General features: G+C 73.0%; 17 protein-coding genes. 5 read left to right on the top strand and 12 right to left on the bottom strand.

All coding sequences use genetic code 11. From position 1 onward, the window contains the following. The first annotated feature begins 255 nt into the window (after positions 1-255). Positions 256-879: a hypothetical protein gene (locus M8C11_RS21045; protein WP_252452269.1), complete on the top strand. Its 624-nt coding sequence runs from the start codon at positions 256-258 to the stop codon at positions 877-879. A 25-nt stretch (positions 880-904) separates the two neighbouring features. Here the strand turns inward: M8C11_RS21045 and rox are convergent, their stop codons facing one another. From rox to M8C11_RS21025, 4 genes are read right to left on the bottom strand one after another with little or no spacing between them, the layout of a single operon-like run. After that, a complete protein-coding gene (gene rox, locus M8C11_RS21040; RefSeq protein WP_252452266.1) occupies positions 905-2,332 on the bottom strand; it encodes a rifampin monooxygenase in 1,428 nt (475 codons plus the stop codon). Between the two features lie 20 nt (positions 2,333-2,352). Beyond that, complete coding sequence (locus M8C11_RS21035) at positions 2,353-2,676, bottom strand: hypothetical protein (RefSeq protein ID WP_120571740.1); 324 nt, start codon at positions 2,674-2,676, stop codon at positions 2,353-2,355. 60 nt (positions 2,677-2,736) lie between these two features. Further along, positions 2,737-2,994, bottom strand: a complete 258-nt coding sequence (locus tag M8C11_RS21030; RefSeq protein WP_120571739.1) for a hypothetical protein — start codon at positions 2,992-2,994, stop codon at positions 2,737-2,739. 39 nt (positions 2,995-3,033) lie between these two features. Next, complete coding sequence (locus M8C11_RS21025; RefSeq protein ID WP_252452264.1) at positions 3,034-3,972, bottom strand: helix-turn-helix domain-containing protein; 939 nt, start codon at positions 3,970-3,972, stop codon at positions 3,034-3,036. Positions 3,973-4,066: 94 nt separating this feature from the next. Here M8C11_RS21025 and M8C11_RS21020 point away from each other — a divergent pair, with 94 nt between their 5' ends. From M8C11_RS21020 to M8C11_RS21010, 3 genes are all read left to right on the top strand, one after another. Further along, positions 4,067-5,077 carry a trans-acting enoyl reductase family protein gene (locus M8C11_RS21020; protein ID WP_252452262.1) on the top strand — a complete coding sequence of 337 codons (1,011 nt, stop codon included), beginning with the start codon at positions 4,067-4,069 and terminating at the stop codon, positions 5,075-5,077. Positions 5,078-5,201: 124 nt separating this feature from the next. Continuing rightward, positions 5,202-7,322 (top strand): cellulase family glycosylhydrolase, encoded by a 2,121-nt coding sequence (locus M8C11_RS21015; RefSeq protein ID WP_252452260.1) that lies wholly within the window; start codon positions 5,202-5,204, stop codon positions 7,320-7,322. Between the two features lie 111 nt (positions 7,323-7,433). Then, positions 7,434-8,297: an alpha/beta fold hydrolase gene (locus M8C11_RS21010; RefSeq protein ID WP_120571735.1), complete on the top strand. Its 864-nt coding sequence runs from the start codon at positions 7,434-7,436 to the stop codon at positions 8,295-8,297. A 6-nt stretch (positions 8,298-8,303) separates the two neighbouring features. Here the strand turns inward: M8C11_RS21010 and M8C11_RS21005 are convergent, their stop codons facing one another. The 5 genes from M8C11_RS21005 to M8C11_RS20985 all read right to left on the bottom strand — a co-directional run bounded on the left by M8C11_RS21005 (position 8,304) and on the right by M8C11_RS20985 (position 12,004). Continuing rightward, positions 8,304-8,768 carry a hypothetical protein gene (locus tag M8C11_RS21005; RefSeq protein WP_121686303.1) on the bottom strand — a complete coding sequence of 155 codons (465 nt, stop codon included), beginning with the start codon at positions 8,766-8,768 and terminating at the stop codon, positions 8,304-8,306. A 116-nt stretch (positions 8,769-8,884) separates the two neighbouring features. Continuing rightward, complete coding sequence (locus M8C11_RS21000) at positions 8,885-9,076, bottom strand: general stress protein CsbD (protein WP_120571734.1); 192 nt, start codon at positions 9,074-9,076, stop codon at positions 8,885-8,887. 151 nt (positions 9,077-9,227) lie between these two features. Beyond that, complete coding sequence (locus M8C11_RS20995; protein WP_121686295.1) at positions 9,228-9,944, bottom strand: VOC family protein; 717 nt, start codon at positions 9,942-9,944, stop codon at positions 9,228-9,230. 128 nt (positions 9,945-10,072) lie between these two features. Then, positions 10,073-11,272: a hypothetical protein gene (locus M8C11_RS20990; RefSeq protein ID WP_252452258.1), complete on the bottom strand. Its 1,200-nt coding sequence runs from the start codon at positions 11,270-11,272 to the stop codon at positions 10,073-10,075. A 75-nt stretch (positions 11,273-11,347) separates the two neighbouring features. Continuing rightward, the gene (locus M8C11_RS20985; protein ID WP_162959170.1) at positions 11,348-12,004 is read right to left on the bottom strand and encodes a 4'-phosphopantetheinyl transferase; all 657 of its coding nucleotides are present in this window, start codon (positions 12,002-12,004) and stop codon (positions 11,348-11,350) included. A 127-nt stretch (positions 12,005-12,131) separates the two neighbouring features. On the opposite strand from M8C11_RS20985, the gene M8C11_RS20980 reads away from it, so the two are divergent. Then, on the top strand, positions 12,132-12,407 hold the full coding sequence (locus M8C11_RS20980) for a hypothetical protein (RefSeq protein ID WP_252452256.1): 276 nt from the start codon (positions 12,132-12,134) through the stop codon (positions 12,405-12,407). A gap of 52 nt (positions 12,408-12,459) precedes the next feature. Here M8C11_RS20980 and M8C11_RS20975 read toward each other — a convergent pair whose 3' ends face one another. The 3 genes from M8C11_RS20975 to M8C11_RS20965 all read right to left on the bottom strand — a co-directional run bounded on the left by M8C11_RS20975 (position 12,460) and on the right by M8C11_RS20965 (position 16,499). Then, the gene (locus M8C11_RS20975; protein ID WP_252452413.1) at positions 12,460-13,233 is read right to left on the bottom strand and encodes a peptidase; all 774 of its coding nucleotides are present in this window, start codon (positions 13,231-13,233) and stop codon (positions 12,460-12,462) included. A 2-nt stretch (positions 13,234-13,235) separates the two neighbouring features. Further along, positions 13,236-14,531 carry a VWA domain-containing protein gene (locus M8C11_RS20970; protein WP_252452254.1) on the bottom strand — a complete coding sequence of 432 codons (1,296 nt, stop codon included), beginning with the start codon at positions 14,529-14,531 and terminating at the stop codon, positions 13,236-13,238. A gap of 297 nt (positions 14,532-14,828) precedes the next feature. Further along, a complete protein-coding gene (locus M8C11_RS20965) occupies positions 14,829-16,499 on the bottom strand; it encodes a dolichyl-phosphate-mannose--protein mannosyltransferase (protein ID WP_252452252.1) in 1,671 nt (556 codons plus the stop codon). Positions 16,500-16,539: the final 40 nt, after the last annotated feature.

Raw genomic sequence — 16,539 nt, 5'->3', positions numbered from 1 at the left:
TCCCCGGAAGGGAAGACGAACGCGCGATTGCCGCCGGCGGTCGCCCCGCAGCCGGGCGGCCGATTGGAGTCACGTCCGTTGGTAGCCTGACGCGTCCGTACGACAGATGGAGTCTGCCCGATGCTCAGGATGGTGCTGCGGAGGCTGGGCGCGGCGGGCGCGGTCTGCGTGGTGGCCGCGTGCGGACCCTCTACCGCTGATCCAGCGGATCGTTCGGCGGGCGAAGCCGTCCCCTCTGCGGCCCAGGCGACCGGCATGCCCACCACCCGGAAGCCGTCCGCGGTTCCGGCGACCGGCGGCGCCGGCTACTCCGCGGCACTGTCGGCGCGGCTGGTGACCACGGACGCGCTGCCACCGGGGTTCACAGTGGACATCGCAACGGTCATGGCCCCGGATGCGGGCCGGCAGCGCCCCGGCCCCGAGGTGCCCTGTGCGGACATGATTCCGCTGTTGTCGGCCAACCGGCTGACCGGTACTCCGTCGGCGATGGCCGCTGCCACCGTCAGCTCCGCCGAGGGCCCCGACTACCCGTGGGTGGCGAACGAAGTGCTCAGGACGTACGCCGACGACGGCGCCCGAGGGGCGATGGCTGACCTGCGGACGCTCATCGGCCGGTGCCCCACCGTCGCGTCAGCGAGCCAGGACGGAGGCAGCTACCGTTTCGCGGTGGTGCCGGGGCCGCGACTGGGCGACGAGAGCATGCGCGTCGACGCCAGCACGACCTCCGGTTCGACCACGCTGGGATGGGACAGCATCCTCGTCCGGACCGGCACCACCCTGGTGACCGTTCATGAGCAGGGCAACGAGCCCGGCGGCGACGACCACCTCACCCGACTCGCCGAAGCCGCGCTCCGCAGCTACCAGACGACCGGACCCTGAACACCCGCGGGCGATCGGCGGCAGCTCACCGCGTCGCGCCGCCGAACCACCTGGTGAGAGCGTCGCCCAGCGTCCGCTGGTCGTCGCCGGTCCAGACCACGTGCCCGTCCGGCCGCAACAGCACCGCCGGCACGTCCAGCTCGTCGCCGGTGCCGGCGACGAGCCCGACCCGGTCGGCCCAGCCGTCCACCGACAGCTTCCCGGTCCCGTCGAGCAACAACCCGCCGCCGGTACGCATCAGCTCGTACAGGCGTCCCTGCGGCAGCGATACGTCGCGCAGCCGCCGCCCGAGCAGGGCGTGCCCCTCGCCGACGTCGTACCGGACGCCGATCGCCGTGACCTTCTCGATCAGGAAGCGGTTGACCTCGTCGAAGTCCATGAGCTGCGTCAGCACCTCCCGCACGGCCTGCGGCCCGGGCTCGTTCGTGGTGAGCAGCATCTGGGCGCGCGTGTTGGTCAGCACGTCGGCGGCGACCGGCCGCCGCTCGGACTCGTAGGTCTCCAGCAGGCCGTCCGGCGCCCACCCGTTCACGGCCGCCGCCAGCTTCCAGCCCAGGTTGAACGCGTCCTGGATGCCCAGGTTGAGCCCCTGCCCGCCCAGCGGCGGGTGGACGTGCGCGGCGTCGCCGGCCAGGAACACCCGCCCGATCCGGTAACGCTCGGCCAGGCGGGTCGCGTCGCCGAACCGGGACAGCCAGCGGGGGGAGTGCACGCCGAAGTCGGTGCCCGCGTACGCGGTCAGTTGCCGTTTGAAGTCGTCGAGTGTCGGCGGCACCGAAGTGACGTCGGCCGCCGGTACGACCACCCGGAACACGCCGGGCCTGCCGGACGGCCCGAGCCCGAACCGCTTCTCGGTGCGGCGTACCTCGGTCATGATCCTGGTGATCTCGTCCGGGGAGGCGGTCACCTCCATCTCGCCCAGCAGCGTGTCGACTGTCGACGGCTCGCCGGGGAAGCCGACGCCGAGCAGCTTCCGGACGGTGCTGCGCCCGCCGTCGCAGCCGACCGCGAACCGCGCCCGCAGCGGCTCCGAGGGCTCGCCGTCGAGGTGGACCGTCACGCCGTCGTCGTCCTGCTCCAGCCCGGTCACCGCGCGGCCGCGCCGGATCTCGGCGCCGACCTCGGCGGCGTGGTCGGCGAGCAGCCGGTCGGTGCGCGTCTGCGGGATGCCGAGCACGTACGGGTGGGCGGTGTCCAGATCGGCGGGCGCGGGCTTGTCGATGCCGGCGAAGAACCCCCGGATCGGATGCTTGCCGCCGTTGTCGAGGAACCGCTCCAGCAGCCCGCGCTGGTCCATCACCTCGATGCTGCGGACGTGCAGGCCGAGTGACCGCACGTACGGCGGCGGCTCGGCGTCCCGCTCCAGCACGAGCACGCCGACACCGTGAAGGCGCAGTTCGCTCGCCAGCATCATCCCGGTCGGCCCGCCGCCGACGACGATCACGTCAAACACACATGCCCCCGTGCCTCAGGTCAGGTGATCGTCGACTTGTCCGGTACGACGCCCCCGGACAACGACCGGATGCGCGCCACCAGCCCAGGGACGATCGGCCGTTGGTCGAACCGACCATATCCGCCGCCGTGACGGAAGGCCCGTGCCTCGAAGAACAGGCAGGCGCGCAACTCGTCGACGTCGTCGCCGAGTTCGCCGGTCCGCTCCCAGCGCTCGCGTACGGCCTGCGCGGTGGCGGCGAGCGCCTCGAAGCTGCCCCGCAACTCGTAGCCGTTGTATGTGTGCGCGAAGCTGAAGAATTCGCTGCCGGCGCCGTCGTCCGGCACACGTACCTGCTCCGCCATGGTCTGCTCCGGTGGTCCGAGGGCCGAGTCGGAGGCCGAGGCTACAACCGCCGGGCAAGGTCAGGTCGTGCGGCGCCCGGCGAGCTTTGTCAGCAGTACGAGGGCGCCAGCGCCGACGACGAGACCGACGACGGCGAAGGCGAGCGTCTGGAGCAGCCAGTGGGCATCACTGAGCAGCGACGTCGCCAGCCACACGCAGAGCAGGGTGGTCGGCATCGAGAGGGCCAGGGCCACCACGACGGCTGTCGTCCACTGCCCGGTCGTGGCCTCCGGGTAGGTGTTCCACCAGCGCTGCTTCGACCCCGTGCTCGGATCCATGGTGGACCTTCTACCCGGGCCGTTGCGCGGGCAATCGGGTCAGCCGCGGCGGAACGTGCGGCGGTAGGTGTCCGGCGGTACGCCCACGGTGCGCTGGAAGTGCCGGCGCAGTGTCGTCGCCGTACCCATGCCCGACGCCTCGGCGACGGCGTCGATGCTGTCGTCGGTGTTCTCCAGCAGCTCCTGCGCCCGCCGGATACGCTGCGTCGCCAACCACTGCGAGGGCGTGGCCCCGGTCGCGGCGGTGAAGTGCCGGACCAGGTTGCGGGTGCTCATGGTCGCCTGGCGGGCGAGGTCGGCGACGGTGAGCGGGTGGTCCAGCCGCGCCATCGCCCAGGGGAGCAGCGCGGCGAGCGGGTGGTCCTCGCGGGCCGGGACGGGTGTGGTGACGTACTGGGCCTGGCCGCCCGCGCGGTGCGGCGGCACCACCAGGCGGCGGGCGACCGCGTTGGCGACCGTCGAGCCGTGGTCGCGGCGGATCAGGTGCAGGCACAGGTCGATCGCGGCGGCCTTGCCGGCGGAGGCGAGCACGTCGCCGTTGTCCACGTAGAGCACGTCCGGGTCGACCTGGACGCGCGGGTAGCGGGCGGCGAGCGCGTCGGTGTGCGCCCAGTGGGTGGTGGCGCGCAGCCCGTCGAGGATGCCGGCGGCGGCGAGCACGAACGCGCCGGTGCAGAACGAGACCATCCGGGCACCCGCCTCGTGCGCGGCGCGGACGGCGTCGACCAGATCGGACGGCGGCTCGGCGTCGGTGTCCTCGATCGCCGGGACGATCACCGTGTCGGCGCGTGCCAGGTGGTCCAGCCCGTGGTCGGGCGTGACGGCGAACCGGCCGACGCCGACCGGGCCGGGGCCGCAGACCACGAGGTCGTACCAGGGGTCGGCCAGGCCGGTCGGGTCGCGGACGAAGATCTCGCAGGCCGCCGCCAGCTCGAAGTGCAGCATCCCGTCGGTGGCGGCGAGCGCGATCAGAGTCATGTCCGAAACTGTACGGGCATTGGCGTTTGCGCCACTGTCCCGGCCCTCGGATCCCGGCGAGGATCAGTTCAGTCGATCTTCGAGGGAGAGCATCATGCAGGTGGCGGTGTTCGGGGCGTACGGGCACACCGGGCGGTTCGTGGTGGCGGAGCTGCGGGAGCGGGGTTACGAGCCGCTGCCGGTCGGGCGCGACGCGGGCAAGCTGTCGGCCGCGTTCCCGGGGGAGGAGCACCGGGTGGCGTCGGTGGACGACCCGGCCTCGCTGGATCGGGCGCTGGCCGGGGCGGCGGCGGTGGTCAACTGCGCCGGTCCGTTCGCCTCGACCGCGGGTCCGCTGATCGAGGCCGCGGTGCGAGCGGGAATCCCCTACGTCGACGTGGCGGCCGAGATCGAGGCGAACCGGGACACGTTCGCCGACTACGCCGGGCGTGCCGAGGCCGCGGGCGTGGCGGTGGTGCCGGCCATGGCGTTCTTCGGCGGACTCGGCGACCTGCTGGTCACCGCCGCGATGGGGGACTGGACGGCGGCCGACGAGGCGCACGTCGCGTACGGGCTGAGCAGCTGGCACCCGACGGCCGGGACGGTCGCCTCCGGCGTCGTCTCACGCGAGCGCCGCGACGGCCGGCGGGTCCGCTTCACCGACGGGCGCCTGGTGTACGCCGACGGCGACCTGCCCCGGCTGGACTGGGAGTTCCCGGCGCCGCTCGGTGTCCGGCCGGTGCTCGGCGAGTTCACCATGGCCGACGTGGTGACGGTGCCAAGCCACCTGGACATCCCGGAGGTGTGCACGTACATGACCGTGAACGCGGCAGGGGACCTGGCCGCCGGGGACGCGCCGGCCGCTGTGGACGAGCGTGGCCGGTCCGCGCAGACGTTCACAGTCGACGTGGTGGTGCGCGCGGGTGACGCCCGGCGGCGGGTGGCGGCCCACGGGCAGGACATCTACGCGATCAGCGCGCCGCTGGCGGTCGAGGCGGTCCACCGGATCCTGACCGGGCGGACGCGGGCGACCGGCGTCGCCTCGGCCGGCCGGATCTTCGACGCGCCCGATTTCCTGCGCGCACTGTCGGCGCACCTCACCGTCGAGACGCTGCCGACCGCCTGACGTGCTTCCTGCATCCACGTCTGCCGATTGACAATGTTTAGATTCCAAACTTACTCTCGCGCTGGGCGGGTGCGCGCCCCGCCTTCCCCGTCCACGCGCCCCACCCCACCACGAAGGAACCACCATGTTCCGCTCTCCCCGTACCGCCCGATTGCGGGTCGGCCTGGTCGCCGCGACCGCCGCCACGCTCGTGACCGGCACCGCCGTGATGGCGACGAACGCCCAGGCGGCGGCCGGCTGCCGCGTCACCTACACGACCGCCAGCCAGTGGCCCGGCGGTTTCACCGCGAACGTCGACGTGACGAACCTCGGTGACCCGGTGAACGGCTGGAACCTGCGCTGGACGTTCCCGTCCGGCCAGCGGGTCACCCAGGCGTGGAGCGCCACGGTCACCTCCTCCGGCGCCGACGTCACCGCCACGAACGTCGGCTACAACGGCGCCATCGCCACAAACGGCAGCGTCTCGTTCGGCTTCAACGGCTCCTGGTCCGGCGCGAACACCGCGCCGACAGCGTTCTCGCTCAACGGCGTGGCCTGCACCGGCGGCGTCGGCGGAACCACCCCGCCGCCGACCACCACGCCACCGCCGACCACTCCGCCCCCGACCACCCCGCCGCCCACCACGCCACCGCCCACGACCCCGCCGCCCGCCGGCAACGCCATGGCCGCTGTCGCCGCCATGCAGCCCGGCTGGAACCTCGGCAACTCCTTCGACGCGGTCGGCGCGGACGAGACCGCCTGGGGCAACCCGCGGGTCACCGAGGCACTGCTCGACAACGTCCGGGCGCAGGGCTTCAACAGCATCCGCATCCCGGTGACCTGGAGCAACCACCACGGCGCCGCGCCGAACTACACGATCGACGCGGCCTGGCTCAACCGGGTACGCGAGGTGGTCGGCTGGGCGCTCGCCGACGGCTTCTACGTGGTGCTCAACATCCACCACGATTCGTGGCAGTGGATCAACACGATGCCCACCGACCGCGCAGGCGTGCTGAACCGCTACAACGCGCTCTGGACCCAGATCGCCGCCGCGTTCAAGGACTCCTCGCCGAAGCTGACCTTCGAGAGCGTCAACGAACCGCAGTTCACCGGCAGCTCCGGCGACGCGCAGAACGCCACGCTGCTCAACGAGCTGAACACCTCGTTCCACCGCATCGTCCGCCAGTCCGGCGGGAACAACGCCACCCGGCTGCTCGTCCTGCCGACCCTGCACACCTCCGCCGAGCAGGCCCGGGTGGACGAACTGGTCAGCACGTTCAACACGCTCAACGACCCGAACCTGATCGCCACCGTGCACTTCTACGGGTACTGGCCGTTCAGCGTGAACGTCGCCGGGGGCACCCGGTTCGACGCGACGGTCCAGCAGGACCTGACCGACCAGTTCGACCGCGTCTACAACGCCTTCGTCACCCGCAACATCCCGGTGATCATCGGCGAGTACGGGCTGCTCGGCTTCGACCGCCACACCGGCACCATCGAGCAGGGCGAGAAGCTCAAGTTCTTCGAGTTCCTCGGCCACTACGCGCGCAGCCGCAAACTGACCACCCAGCTCTGGGACAACGGCCAGCACTTCGACCGCACGTCCTTCGTCTGGAAGGACCCCGAGCTGTTCGCGCAGATCAAGTCGAGCTGGACCACCCGCTCCGGCACCGCGTCCAGCGACCAGGTGTACGTGCCGCGGACCGGCTCGATCACCGCCAAGAGCCTGACACTCAACCTGAACGGCACCACGTTCCAGGGGCTGCGCCAGGGCACCACCGACCTGGTCAACGGCACCGACTACACCGTCTCCGGCACCACCCTGACGTTCACCGCGTCGGCGCTGACCCGGCTCGTCGGCTCCCGCGCGTACGGGGTGAACGCCAACCTCCAGGCCCGCTTCTCCGCGGGCGTGCCGTGGCGCATCAGCATCATCTCGTACGACCCGCCGGTGCTCTCCAACGCGACCGGCACCACCGCCGCGTTCACGCTCCCGGCGCAGTTCCGCGGCGACCAGCTCGCCACGATGGAGGCGAAGTACGCCGACGGCAGCAACGCCGGCCCGCACAACTGGACCTCGTACAAGGAGTTCGACGTGACGTTCGCGCCGGACTACGCCGGCAACACGATCGCGCTGAAGCCGGAGTTCTTCGCCGAGGTCAACGACGGCCAGCGGGTGACGCTCACGTTCCACTTCTGGAGCGGCACGAAGCTGACCTACTACGTCACGAAGTCCGGCAGCACCGTCACCGGCACGGTGAGCTGACCGCGACGGCACGGCTCGCGGCGGTGGGCGCCGACACCGCCGCGAGCCGCGCCCCGGCACACGTTTCCGCAGGACCGATGATTTTCCCGGCCGGCACCGGTCGACAGAGGCATGAAGACGCTCACTCTGCAGACGCCCGAGGTCGACCTCGTCTACGACGTCCACGCCCCCACGGCGGCCGAGGGCGGGCACCGCCCCTTGTTCATGATCGGCCAGCCCATGTGCGCCGACGGCTTCACCACGCTCGCGTCGTACTTCCCGGACCGCACCGTCATCACGTACGACCCGCGCGGGCTCGGCCGGAGCGTCCGCAAGGACGGCCGGAACGACTCGCTGCCCGAGGTCCAGGCCCGGGACGTACGCGACATCGTCGACGCCCTCGGCGTGGGCCCGGTCGACATGTTCGCCAGCAGCGGCGGCGCGGTGACCGCGCTCGCCCTGGTGGCCGCGTACCCGGACGTGGTGACCACGCTGGTGGCGCACGAGCCGCCGCTGACCACGCTGCTCCCCGACGCCGAGGCGGCCGGCCGGGCCATGGCCGCCTGCCAGGAGGCGTACCGGAAGAACGGCTGGGGCGCCGGCATGGCGGCGTTCATCGGCCTGACGTCGTGGCGGGGCGAGTTCACCGACGACTACTTCGCCCAGCCCGCGCCGGACCCCGCCGCGTTCGGGATGCCGGCCGAGGACGACGGCAGCCGGGACGACCCGCTGCTCTCCGACCGGTCCGCGGCGGTCACCGTGTACCGGCCGGACGCCGACGCGCTGCGCGCCGCACCGACCCGCGTGGTGATCGCCGTGGGCGAGGAGTCGGCGGACACGCTCACCGCGCGGACGTCGGTGGCCACGGCCGAGCTGCTCGGCGGGCAACCCGCGGTCTTCCCGAGCCACCACGGCGGGTTCCTCGGCGAGGAGATGGGCCAGGCCGGGCAGCCGGAGGCGTTCGCGCGCCGGCTGCGGGAGATCCTCGACGCCTGATCGGGCTCAGGCCCGGCGCACCTCGGTGAGCATCGCGGGGTAGGGCCCGGCCGGTGTGCCGGGCCCGGCCTGGTCTGCGGGGACGACGTTCTCCATCCGCAGGCGCAGGAGGGCCGGGTCGGCGGTGTCGAGGACGATCCGCCATCCCCAGCCGCCGCCGTACTCGGCGCTCAGTTCGACAGCCGACACCCCGTCCGCCGCGCCGGTGAGCGTCATCGGGGTCGGCTGCTGGTGCCACGAGTCGCCCCACCAGGCGACGAGCGAGCCCGGCCGGTCGCCCGCGGCGATCACCAGCAGGCCGTCCTGCGGGCCGTCGTCGGGGTGGTCCCACGAGTACGACACGGTGGTCAGGTGCCCGCCGGCCGCGGTGGCGACTGTGAGCGCGGCGGGCGACTCGGCGAGCGGGTCGGAGGGCATCAGCCGGAAGCCGTTGGTGCCTGCCCAGGACCCGGTGACGTCGGTGAGAACCATCACCACAGGATAGGAACCAGGCCTGACACTGCCCCTCCACGCCGGTCCGGGGAGATCTTGGAAGATTTCGGCCCATATGAGGGCCGTTTGTCAACAAGATCTTCGGCGGCACAGGGTCAGGCGGAGAAGTTGTCGTCGGCGTCGCGGGCGTCCGCCTGGATGTGCTCGCCGGGGCGCTTGCCCCGGATCTCGTCCTGTTCGCGTACCCGGTCCGCTTCGGCGTGTTCGTCCTGGTTCAGGTCACCGAGCCGCGCCCGGGCCGGACCGGCCAGATCCTCCAGGTCGTTCTTCGCGCGCTCGACGCTCATGCCGCCTCCCCGGATCGTCGCGTCGCGGCCCTCGCCGCCTGCCGCGTCGCGTCCCCGCTGGCCCGGCCGGCAAACCGCCACCACCGGCCCGGCTCCGCCGCCTCGGCCCGAGCCGGCTGCGAGCCGCGACTGAGCCGGCCGCGCCGGGTGGCTATCCGGGCGGCATGCTCGCGGTCAGGTCCTCGGCGTGCCGCAGCGTGTCGGCCAGCGCGTCGCGCGCAGCGTCGTCCAGCGGGACCGAGCGGGCCTGCCGCACCAGCTCCCGCGCCGTCTCCGGCTCGCCGAGTTGCAGCGCCAGCTCCGCCCGGTAGACCAGCGCCTCCACCTGGACGGCCGGGTCGTCGGCGGCCTCCGGGCGGGCCAGCGCGCCGTCGAGGATCCGCGCGGCCTGGGCGGGATTGCCGCGCGAGTCGGCCTGCACCACCGCGTTGCCCAGCGTGCGGGCCAGGCCGCCCTTGTCGTCGGCCCGGGGTGGCTCGGCCCGGCCGACGAACCGGATCCAGTTGCCGCCGGGGTCGACGATGCTGAACCCGAAGTGGCCGTCCTGGTTGCGGCGGGGCCGGGGCCGGGTCATCCGGGGCACGCCGGAGACGAGCACCCTGCCGTACGTGGCACGCATGCCGTCGGCGAAGGCCCGGTGGATGTCGACCAGGTCGTCCACCACCACCAGGCAGGAGCCGTACGAGTCGGCGGGATCGAACTCCGGCATCCCGAAGAAGTGCAGATGGAGATCCTCCCGCCGCAGCGTGAGGTACGGGTTCGGGCGCTCCTGCCGGTACGTGGCCTCGAAGCCGAGCGCCTGGTAGAAGGGTGCCACGTCGTCCAGGGAGCGGCACGGCAGCAGTGGGATCGTCGTCTCGTTCGCCATGCTCCGAGCCTGGCGACCGAGGGTCGGCACGCGCACATGGAAATGTCCGATCGGCTGCCGGCCTCACCCGAACGGACACGGGGGCCGGTCCGCTGTGGACCGGCCCCCGTGCGGGGTCTCGCGTGGGGTCAGGGCTTCCAGGACCCGGCGGAACGGAAGCGGTGCTTGTACTCGACGACGCCGTTCTGGTCCTTCACGTCGAAGATGAGCTGGCCGCTGCGCTTGGAACCCTCGGGCAGGTTGGTGCCCGAGGTCATCAGCTTGCCGCAACCGGAGAAGGCGCCGCCGATGCCGCTCTCCTCGGTGCCGTCCGCGGCGACCCAGGTGAAGTAGAACGGGTTGATCGAGCCGGTGCCCTTGGTGATCTCGGCGGTCACGTCGGCGATCAGGAACATGCCGTTCTTCGGGCCGGGCATGACCTCGCTGCAGGCGGCGTTCCTGGTCCGGAAGTTGCCGACGGTGATCTCGATGGTGCCGCGGTCGTCGTTGACGACCAGCTTGTCGCCGGCCGGCATGTTGAACGTCTTGTCGTCGGTGTTGCCCGGCTGCGGCGTGCCGGTGGGAACGCCCGTCGGGGTGTCACCTGTGGGCTGGCCATAGGTGACGCCCGGCGTGGGCAGCGAGTCGATCGCCTCCTGGGTCTTCTTCGCGCCGCTGTAGATGGCGAAGATGCCGCCACCGCAGCACAGCAGCAGCAGGATCACCGCGATGATGCCGACCGTGATCCAGACGTTCTTGTTCGACTTCTTCGCCGGCGGCCCGAACGGCGCTCCGGGCGGTGGCGGGTACGCGCCACCACCCGGCGGAGGGTAACCGCCCGGCGGCGGGTACGCCCCGCCCGGCGGCTGGTACTCACTGCCCGGCGGCTGGTACGCGGCACCCGGGGGCTGGTACTCGGACCCCGGCGGCTGGTAGGCGGCGCCTGGTGCCTGGTACTCGAACCCCGGCGGCTGGTACGCCCCGGGCGAGGGCTGGTACTCGCTGCCCGGCGGCGGGTAGGGCGCGCCCGAGGTGGGCGGCGCCGGCGGGAACGCCGTGGTGGGAGCGGGCGCGGGCGGGTACTGCTCGCCCGGACCCGGCTGCGGGGGATAGGGCGCCCCGGAGGTCGGCGGCTGCGGCGGACCGGAGACGGGCGGCGCGCCCGAGACGGGCGGCTGCGGCGCGTCCGAAGGCGGCGGATAGGGCGCGCCCGAGGTCGGAGCGGGCGGCGGCGCGTACGGGCTGCCCGGCACCGGCGGCATCGGGGCGGTGGGGAACGCCTGCGTCGGCGGTTCCTGCGGCTGCTGGTTCGGGTCGGGTGACCCGGACGGAGGCTGAGGGTTGCTCACCGTACTCCTTGGGCGCCTTCGGAATTTTCAGTCGGAACGACGGTACAAGCCGGGCACAACCCGCCCGGCAGTGGCTCATCGATGTGGCAGGACGGCCGCGGTGCGGACCAGGTCGTCGTCCACGGCGAACCGTCCGGTCACCGCTGACGGCGGATCGGGCACCGGGGCGGCGGCGATCCGGGCCGGCGCGATCACCGCGTGGAAGGTGCCCGCCTCCGGGTCGAGCACGACGCGCGCGTCGGCGAAACCCAGCCACGTCCCGACCAGCGGGTGCCAGACCTTGTAGACGGTCTCCTTCGCGCTGAACAGCACGGTCGGCCAGGGCGTGCCGGACGGCAGCCGGGCCAGGTCCGCCTCCTCGTCGGGGCGGCACACCTTCCGCCGTACCCCGGCAGAGAGCGGCCGGTAGCGCTCGGCGTCGATACCGACGGCGCGCACGTCGGCGGCACGGGCGGCGGCCGCCGCGCAGTAGTCGCGGGTGTGGGTGATCGCGCCGACCACGCCGGGCGGCCAGATCGGGGCCCGGTCGGCGCCGGCCGGTACCGGCGTGGCGGGCAGGCCGAGCGCGCCGAGCGCCCGGCGGGCGCAGACGCGCCCGGCGGTGAAGTCACGGCGGCGGCCGGGCACCGCGCGCTCACCCAGGGCGGCCAGCTCGGCCGGGAGCAGGTCACCGGCCCAGTCGGCGGGGGCGGCCACCGCGACGGCGACCTCGGCCGGAAGCAGATCACGCACGAGAGGTGGATGACGGGGACACGCGGTGAACGTACCGTAACGCTTGGGCGTGCCGCTGCGCTGAAGGAACGTTGCGGGGAGGCAACCGGTCCATCACCACCCATTTCCGACTCGGAAGGAGCGGCCGATGACGCCTGGCGTGGAGGGCTCGGGGAGCACCGGCGGCGAGCACGTGCCGGTGACCCCCCACTGGACCTGCGGCTCGTGCGGTGACGACTGGCCCTGCGCCACGAAACGTCATCACCTGCTGCGCGAGTACCAGGTGGACCGGGCGTCGTTGAGCGTCTATCTCGGATCCTGCCTCGCCGCGGCGACGCAGGATCTGCGCTCCGTGCCGGTCACCGCGCTCCAGGACCGCTTCATCGGCTGGGTGCCGCGCGGCCCGCGTACCGCCGAGGCGTGAGCGCGTCCGGTGGCCGCCGCGTCGGGTTCGCGGCGGCCACCGGCTGCGGTCCTCAGGGGCGGCGGGGCCGCCGGGTGAGCCCGAAGCCGACCACGCCGGCCACGGCGGCGAGCACGCCGCCCACCGTGGTCCACACCCAGCGCGACCCGGCCTCCGGGAGCCAGCCGGTCAGGTCGATCTCCTCGTCGGCCACCGGCTCGGGCGTCGGCTCGGCGGTCAGCACGGTGCCGGCCCGGGTGTTCGGCACCAGCGGCGCGGCCAGTTCGCCGTCGTCGCCGGACGCGCCGCCCTCGTCGGTCGCGCCGACGAGCATCTCCACGTCGATCGGCAGGCCGAGGTCGGGCTCGGGCAGGTCGGTGACGGAGAGCCGGATGTAGTAGGTGCCGGGCAGCGGGTCGCCCGACCAGGGCTCGGCCCACGGCCGTACCCGCCGCAGCGTGCAGCCCAGCGCGACGCTCGTCGCCGACGCGTCGGCGGTGGGGGTCTGCGCGCCCGCTGTGCACGCCTGCCGGCGGCGCAGCCCGTCGAAGACGTCGATGGTCCAGGTGGACGCGCCGCTGCGTGACTTCGGGAACGTGACGGTGGCGGTCACCTCGTGCACCTGCCCGGCGTCGGCGCGGAACGACCAGTACAGGTGGTCGCCGGTCGACGCGCCGACCTGCACCGGCTGACCGGCGGTGACGGTCGTGGCGGTGAGGAACGAGGTGCCGGCCTTGGTCACCGTGGTCGCGCCCGGTGACGGGCTGGGCGCGGCCAGGGCCGCCGCCGGGGTGAGCGCGAGTCCGACGGCGGTGGTCGCCGCCGCGGCGCGGATCAGCGTACGCATGCTCAGTTCGTCCTCCACGTGTGCACCCACCAGCGGGTGAGCAGTCCGGCGAGCAGCCCGGTGAGCAGTCCGGCGAGCGTGAGCAGGAGCAGCAGCACCCAGCCGCGGCCGAGGTCCGGTCCGTCCGGCGCGGGGGAGGCGGCCACCACGTCGACTGTCAGCTCGACCGGCATGCCGGGACGGGCCTGGGTGCCGGGCTTGGCCGCGAACGAGTTGCTGACCACCAGGCAGACGGTCCGTGCGGCCTGCTCCGTGCCCGGCGTCGGCTCGGTGCTCGGGCCGTCCTCCTCCTCCTCTTCGGCGGCCGACCAGCGCAGCCCGGCGGAGACGACGTCGGTACGCCCGCTGCCGGCGTCGACGCCCCGGACCAGTTCCCGCCCGTCGGGCGCGGTGGCGCGCAGCAGTACGCCGTAGTCCGGGTTGACCGGGCGGTCCAGCGCGACGCTCACCGAGGCGCGCAGCTCCTGCCCGGGACGCACCGGCACCCGGTACCAGCGGTGCTCGGAGAACGCCTCGCGGTCGCTGTAGACGCCGGGGGCGAGCAGCGGGGCGCCCTCGCAGGCCGTGCCGCCGCCGACCACCGCGGGGGCGGCCGTGTACGTGTCCCGGGCGCGGTCGACCAGTTGCTTGATCCGGCCGGTCAGCTCGTCGGCGCTCTGCGCGGCGGTGTAGGTGCCGCCGGTCGCGCCGGCGATGCAGAGCAACTGCTTGCGTACCTTCTCGTCCGGCGCGAGGCCGAGCGTGTCGACCACCAGGCGGGTGCCCTGGGCGGCCAGCTCGCGGGCCACCTCGCACGGGTCGGGCGGCGCGCAGGTGTCCTCACCGTCGGTGATCAGCACGATCCGGCGGGCGGTGCTGCCGGTGCCCAGGTCCTGCGCGGCGGAGCGCAGCGCCAGCCCGACCGGGGTGAAGCCGGTCGGGCGCAGCCCGGCGACGGCGGCCTTGGCCTGGGTGCGGTCCACCGGGCCGACCGGCACGATCTGCTGGGTGTCCAGGCAGCCCTGCTTCTTGTCCTTGCCCCGGTAGGTGGCGCCGAGCACCCGGATGCCGAGCTGTGTCTCGTCCGGCAGGGCGTCGACCACCTCGTTGAACGCCTGCTGGGCGACGGAGATCCGGCTGCGGCCGTCGATGTCGCGGGCCCGCATCGACCCGCTGACGTCGAGGACCAGCTCGACCTTGGGTGGTTCGGCGACGGGCTCGGTGGTCTCGTCGTCGGCCCCGGCGGGGCTCGGCCCGATCATCGCGGCCGCCGCCAGCAGTCCGATGAGGACGGCCGTCGATCGTCTCTTGTTGATCACCGGGCGAAGTGTAGTGAGATCCACTTTGGAAGATCATCCGGGTCGCGGGTGCCCGTTCCCGGCGTCCGCCGGGGTCGTCACGGTCGCGCTCGGCCACCCACCGTTAGCTGCACCATGTAAACCTTTCGGCCGGTGGTGCACTCGTCGGAAATCTGACCGGCCCGCACCCGTTGTGCGGTTGCCGGAGTGTGGTTAAGCTCTGTCTTGCGCGCCCCAATCGCCCGCTTCCCCCGTGGCAGGCGATCGGGGCGCGCTTCTTTGTGCCGGGGCGCCGCGCAGTGCCCGGCGCCCCCCGCCTCAGATCCAGCGGCCGTCCAGCCACATCCGCGCCGACCAGTCCGCGTACGGCAGCACCCGGCCCACGAAGATCGGGTAGAAGTACGCGAAACACAGCGCCACGAGCAACACGTACGCGCCCGCGATGATCCCGCCCACCAGCCGGCGGTCGTGGACCTGTTGCGGGTCCGGTGGCGCGGCCGTGTTCGTCACCGGCGCCGGAGTGGCGATCGCGCCGAGCACGTAGACCACCGCGAGCACCAGGAACGGCACCGCCGGCGCGGCGTAGAAGGAGAACATCGTCCGGCCGTCGAGGGCGAACCAGAACCAGGGCAGCAGGCCGGCGGCGACGCTGAGAAGGATCGCGCCCGCCCGCCAGTCACGCCGGGCCAGACCGAGCCAGGCGGTCGCGGCGATCGCCGGCAGGAACGACCACCACAGCAGCGGCGTGCCCAGCAGCAGCACCTCCGAGGCGCAGCTCGGCGCGCCGCAACTGCCGTCACCGGACCAGTGGAACGCCACCGGGCGGCCGAGCAGCAGCCACTGCCAGGGCCAGGACTGGTACTTGTGCGGGTCGTCGAGCTGGGTGTGGAAGCCGTACGCGGCCTTGTGGTACTCCCACAGGTTGATCAGCGCCCCGACGAACGGGGTGTCGCTCAGCTCCGGGTTGTTCGGGTAGCGCTCCGCCAGGCGGTAGTAGCCGTCCTGCCCGAGCAGCCAGCCCGACCAGGTCGCGACGTAGGTCACGAGCATCAGCACGCCCGCCGCGAGCAGCCACGGCAGCTCGTCGAGCACGGCGTCGCGCCACGGCCGGCGTACCCCGGACGAGCGGCGGACGCCGACCTCCCAGAGCAGCACCAGCAACGCGAACGCCGGCACGAAGTAGAGCGCGCTCCACTTCACCGAGCAGGCGCAGCCGAGCAGCACCCCGGCCGCCAGCCGCCACCACGGCCAGTCCCGCCAGCCCGACGACGGCCGGCCGGCCCTGCCCGGCTGGGTCGGGTCGAGCCCGCCCTCCAGCGCCCGGGCCCAGCGCCGCCGCCGGGCGTCCCGGTCGAGCACCAGCGCGCCGAACGCGGCGAGCACGAACAGCAGCAGGAAGATGTCGAGGATGGCCGTGCGGGACAGCACCAGGTGGTAGCCGTCGAGCGCGAGCAGCAGGCCGGCCGCGCAGCCGAGCACCGTGGAGCGGAACATCCGCCGCCCGATGCGGACCAGCAGCAGCACCGACAGCGTGCCGGCCACCGCCGCGCCGAACCGCCAGCCGAACTCCGGCGAGGTCGTCATCAGGTGCCCCGGCACCGAGACGCCGCTGTCCGCGTCCTGGTAGCCGAAGGCCCACTCGCCGATGCCGATCATCCACTTGCCCAGCGGTGGATGCACCACGTACGAGGGGCCGTTGTCCTTGTAGTTCCACTCGAAGCCGCGGTCGATCAGCCCGTACGCGTCCTTGGCGTAGTAGGTCTCGTCGAAGATCTTCCCGGGCGGGAAACCGAGCCCCACGAAACGCAGGATCGCCGCGATGGCCACCACCACGGCTGTCGCCAGCCACGCCTGACCCCGGCCGATGCGGTCGTCGACGGTGGCGAGCCGGCGCCGCACGGCGGCGGCGAGCCCGGGCCCGGCGCCGTCGCCCCGGTCGGTGGTGGAAGGGCCCGGGTTCGCGCTCTGTGCTGTCGACGCACTCGTCACCCGGCGATCGTAGGCTGCGAGGGTGCCCGGTGGCGTCCGT

This window comes from Micromonospora sp. CPM1 (genome assembly GCF_023896895.1).
Classification (GTDB): Bacteria; Actinomycetota; Actinomycetes; order Mycobacteriales; family Micromonosporaceae; genus Micromonospora; species Micromonospora tulbaghiae.
Note: the sequence above shows the minus strand (reverse complement) of the source record. Positions and strands in the feature narration are given on the sequence as shown.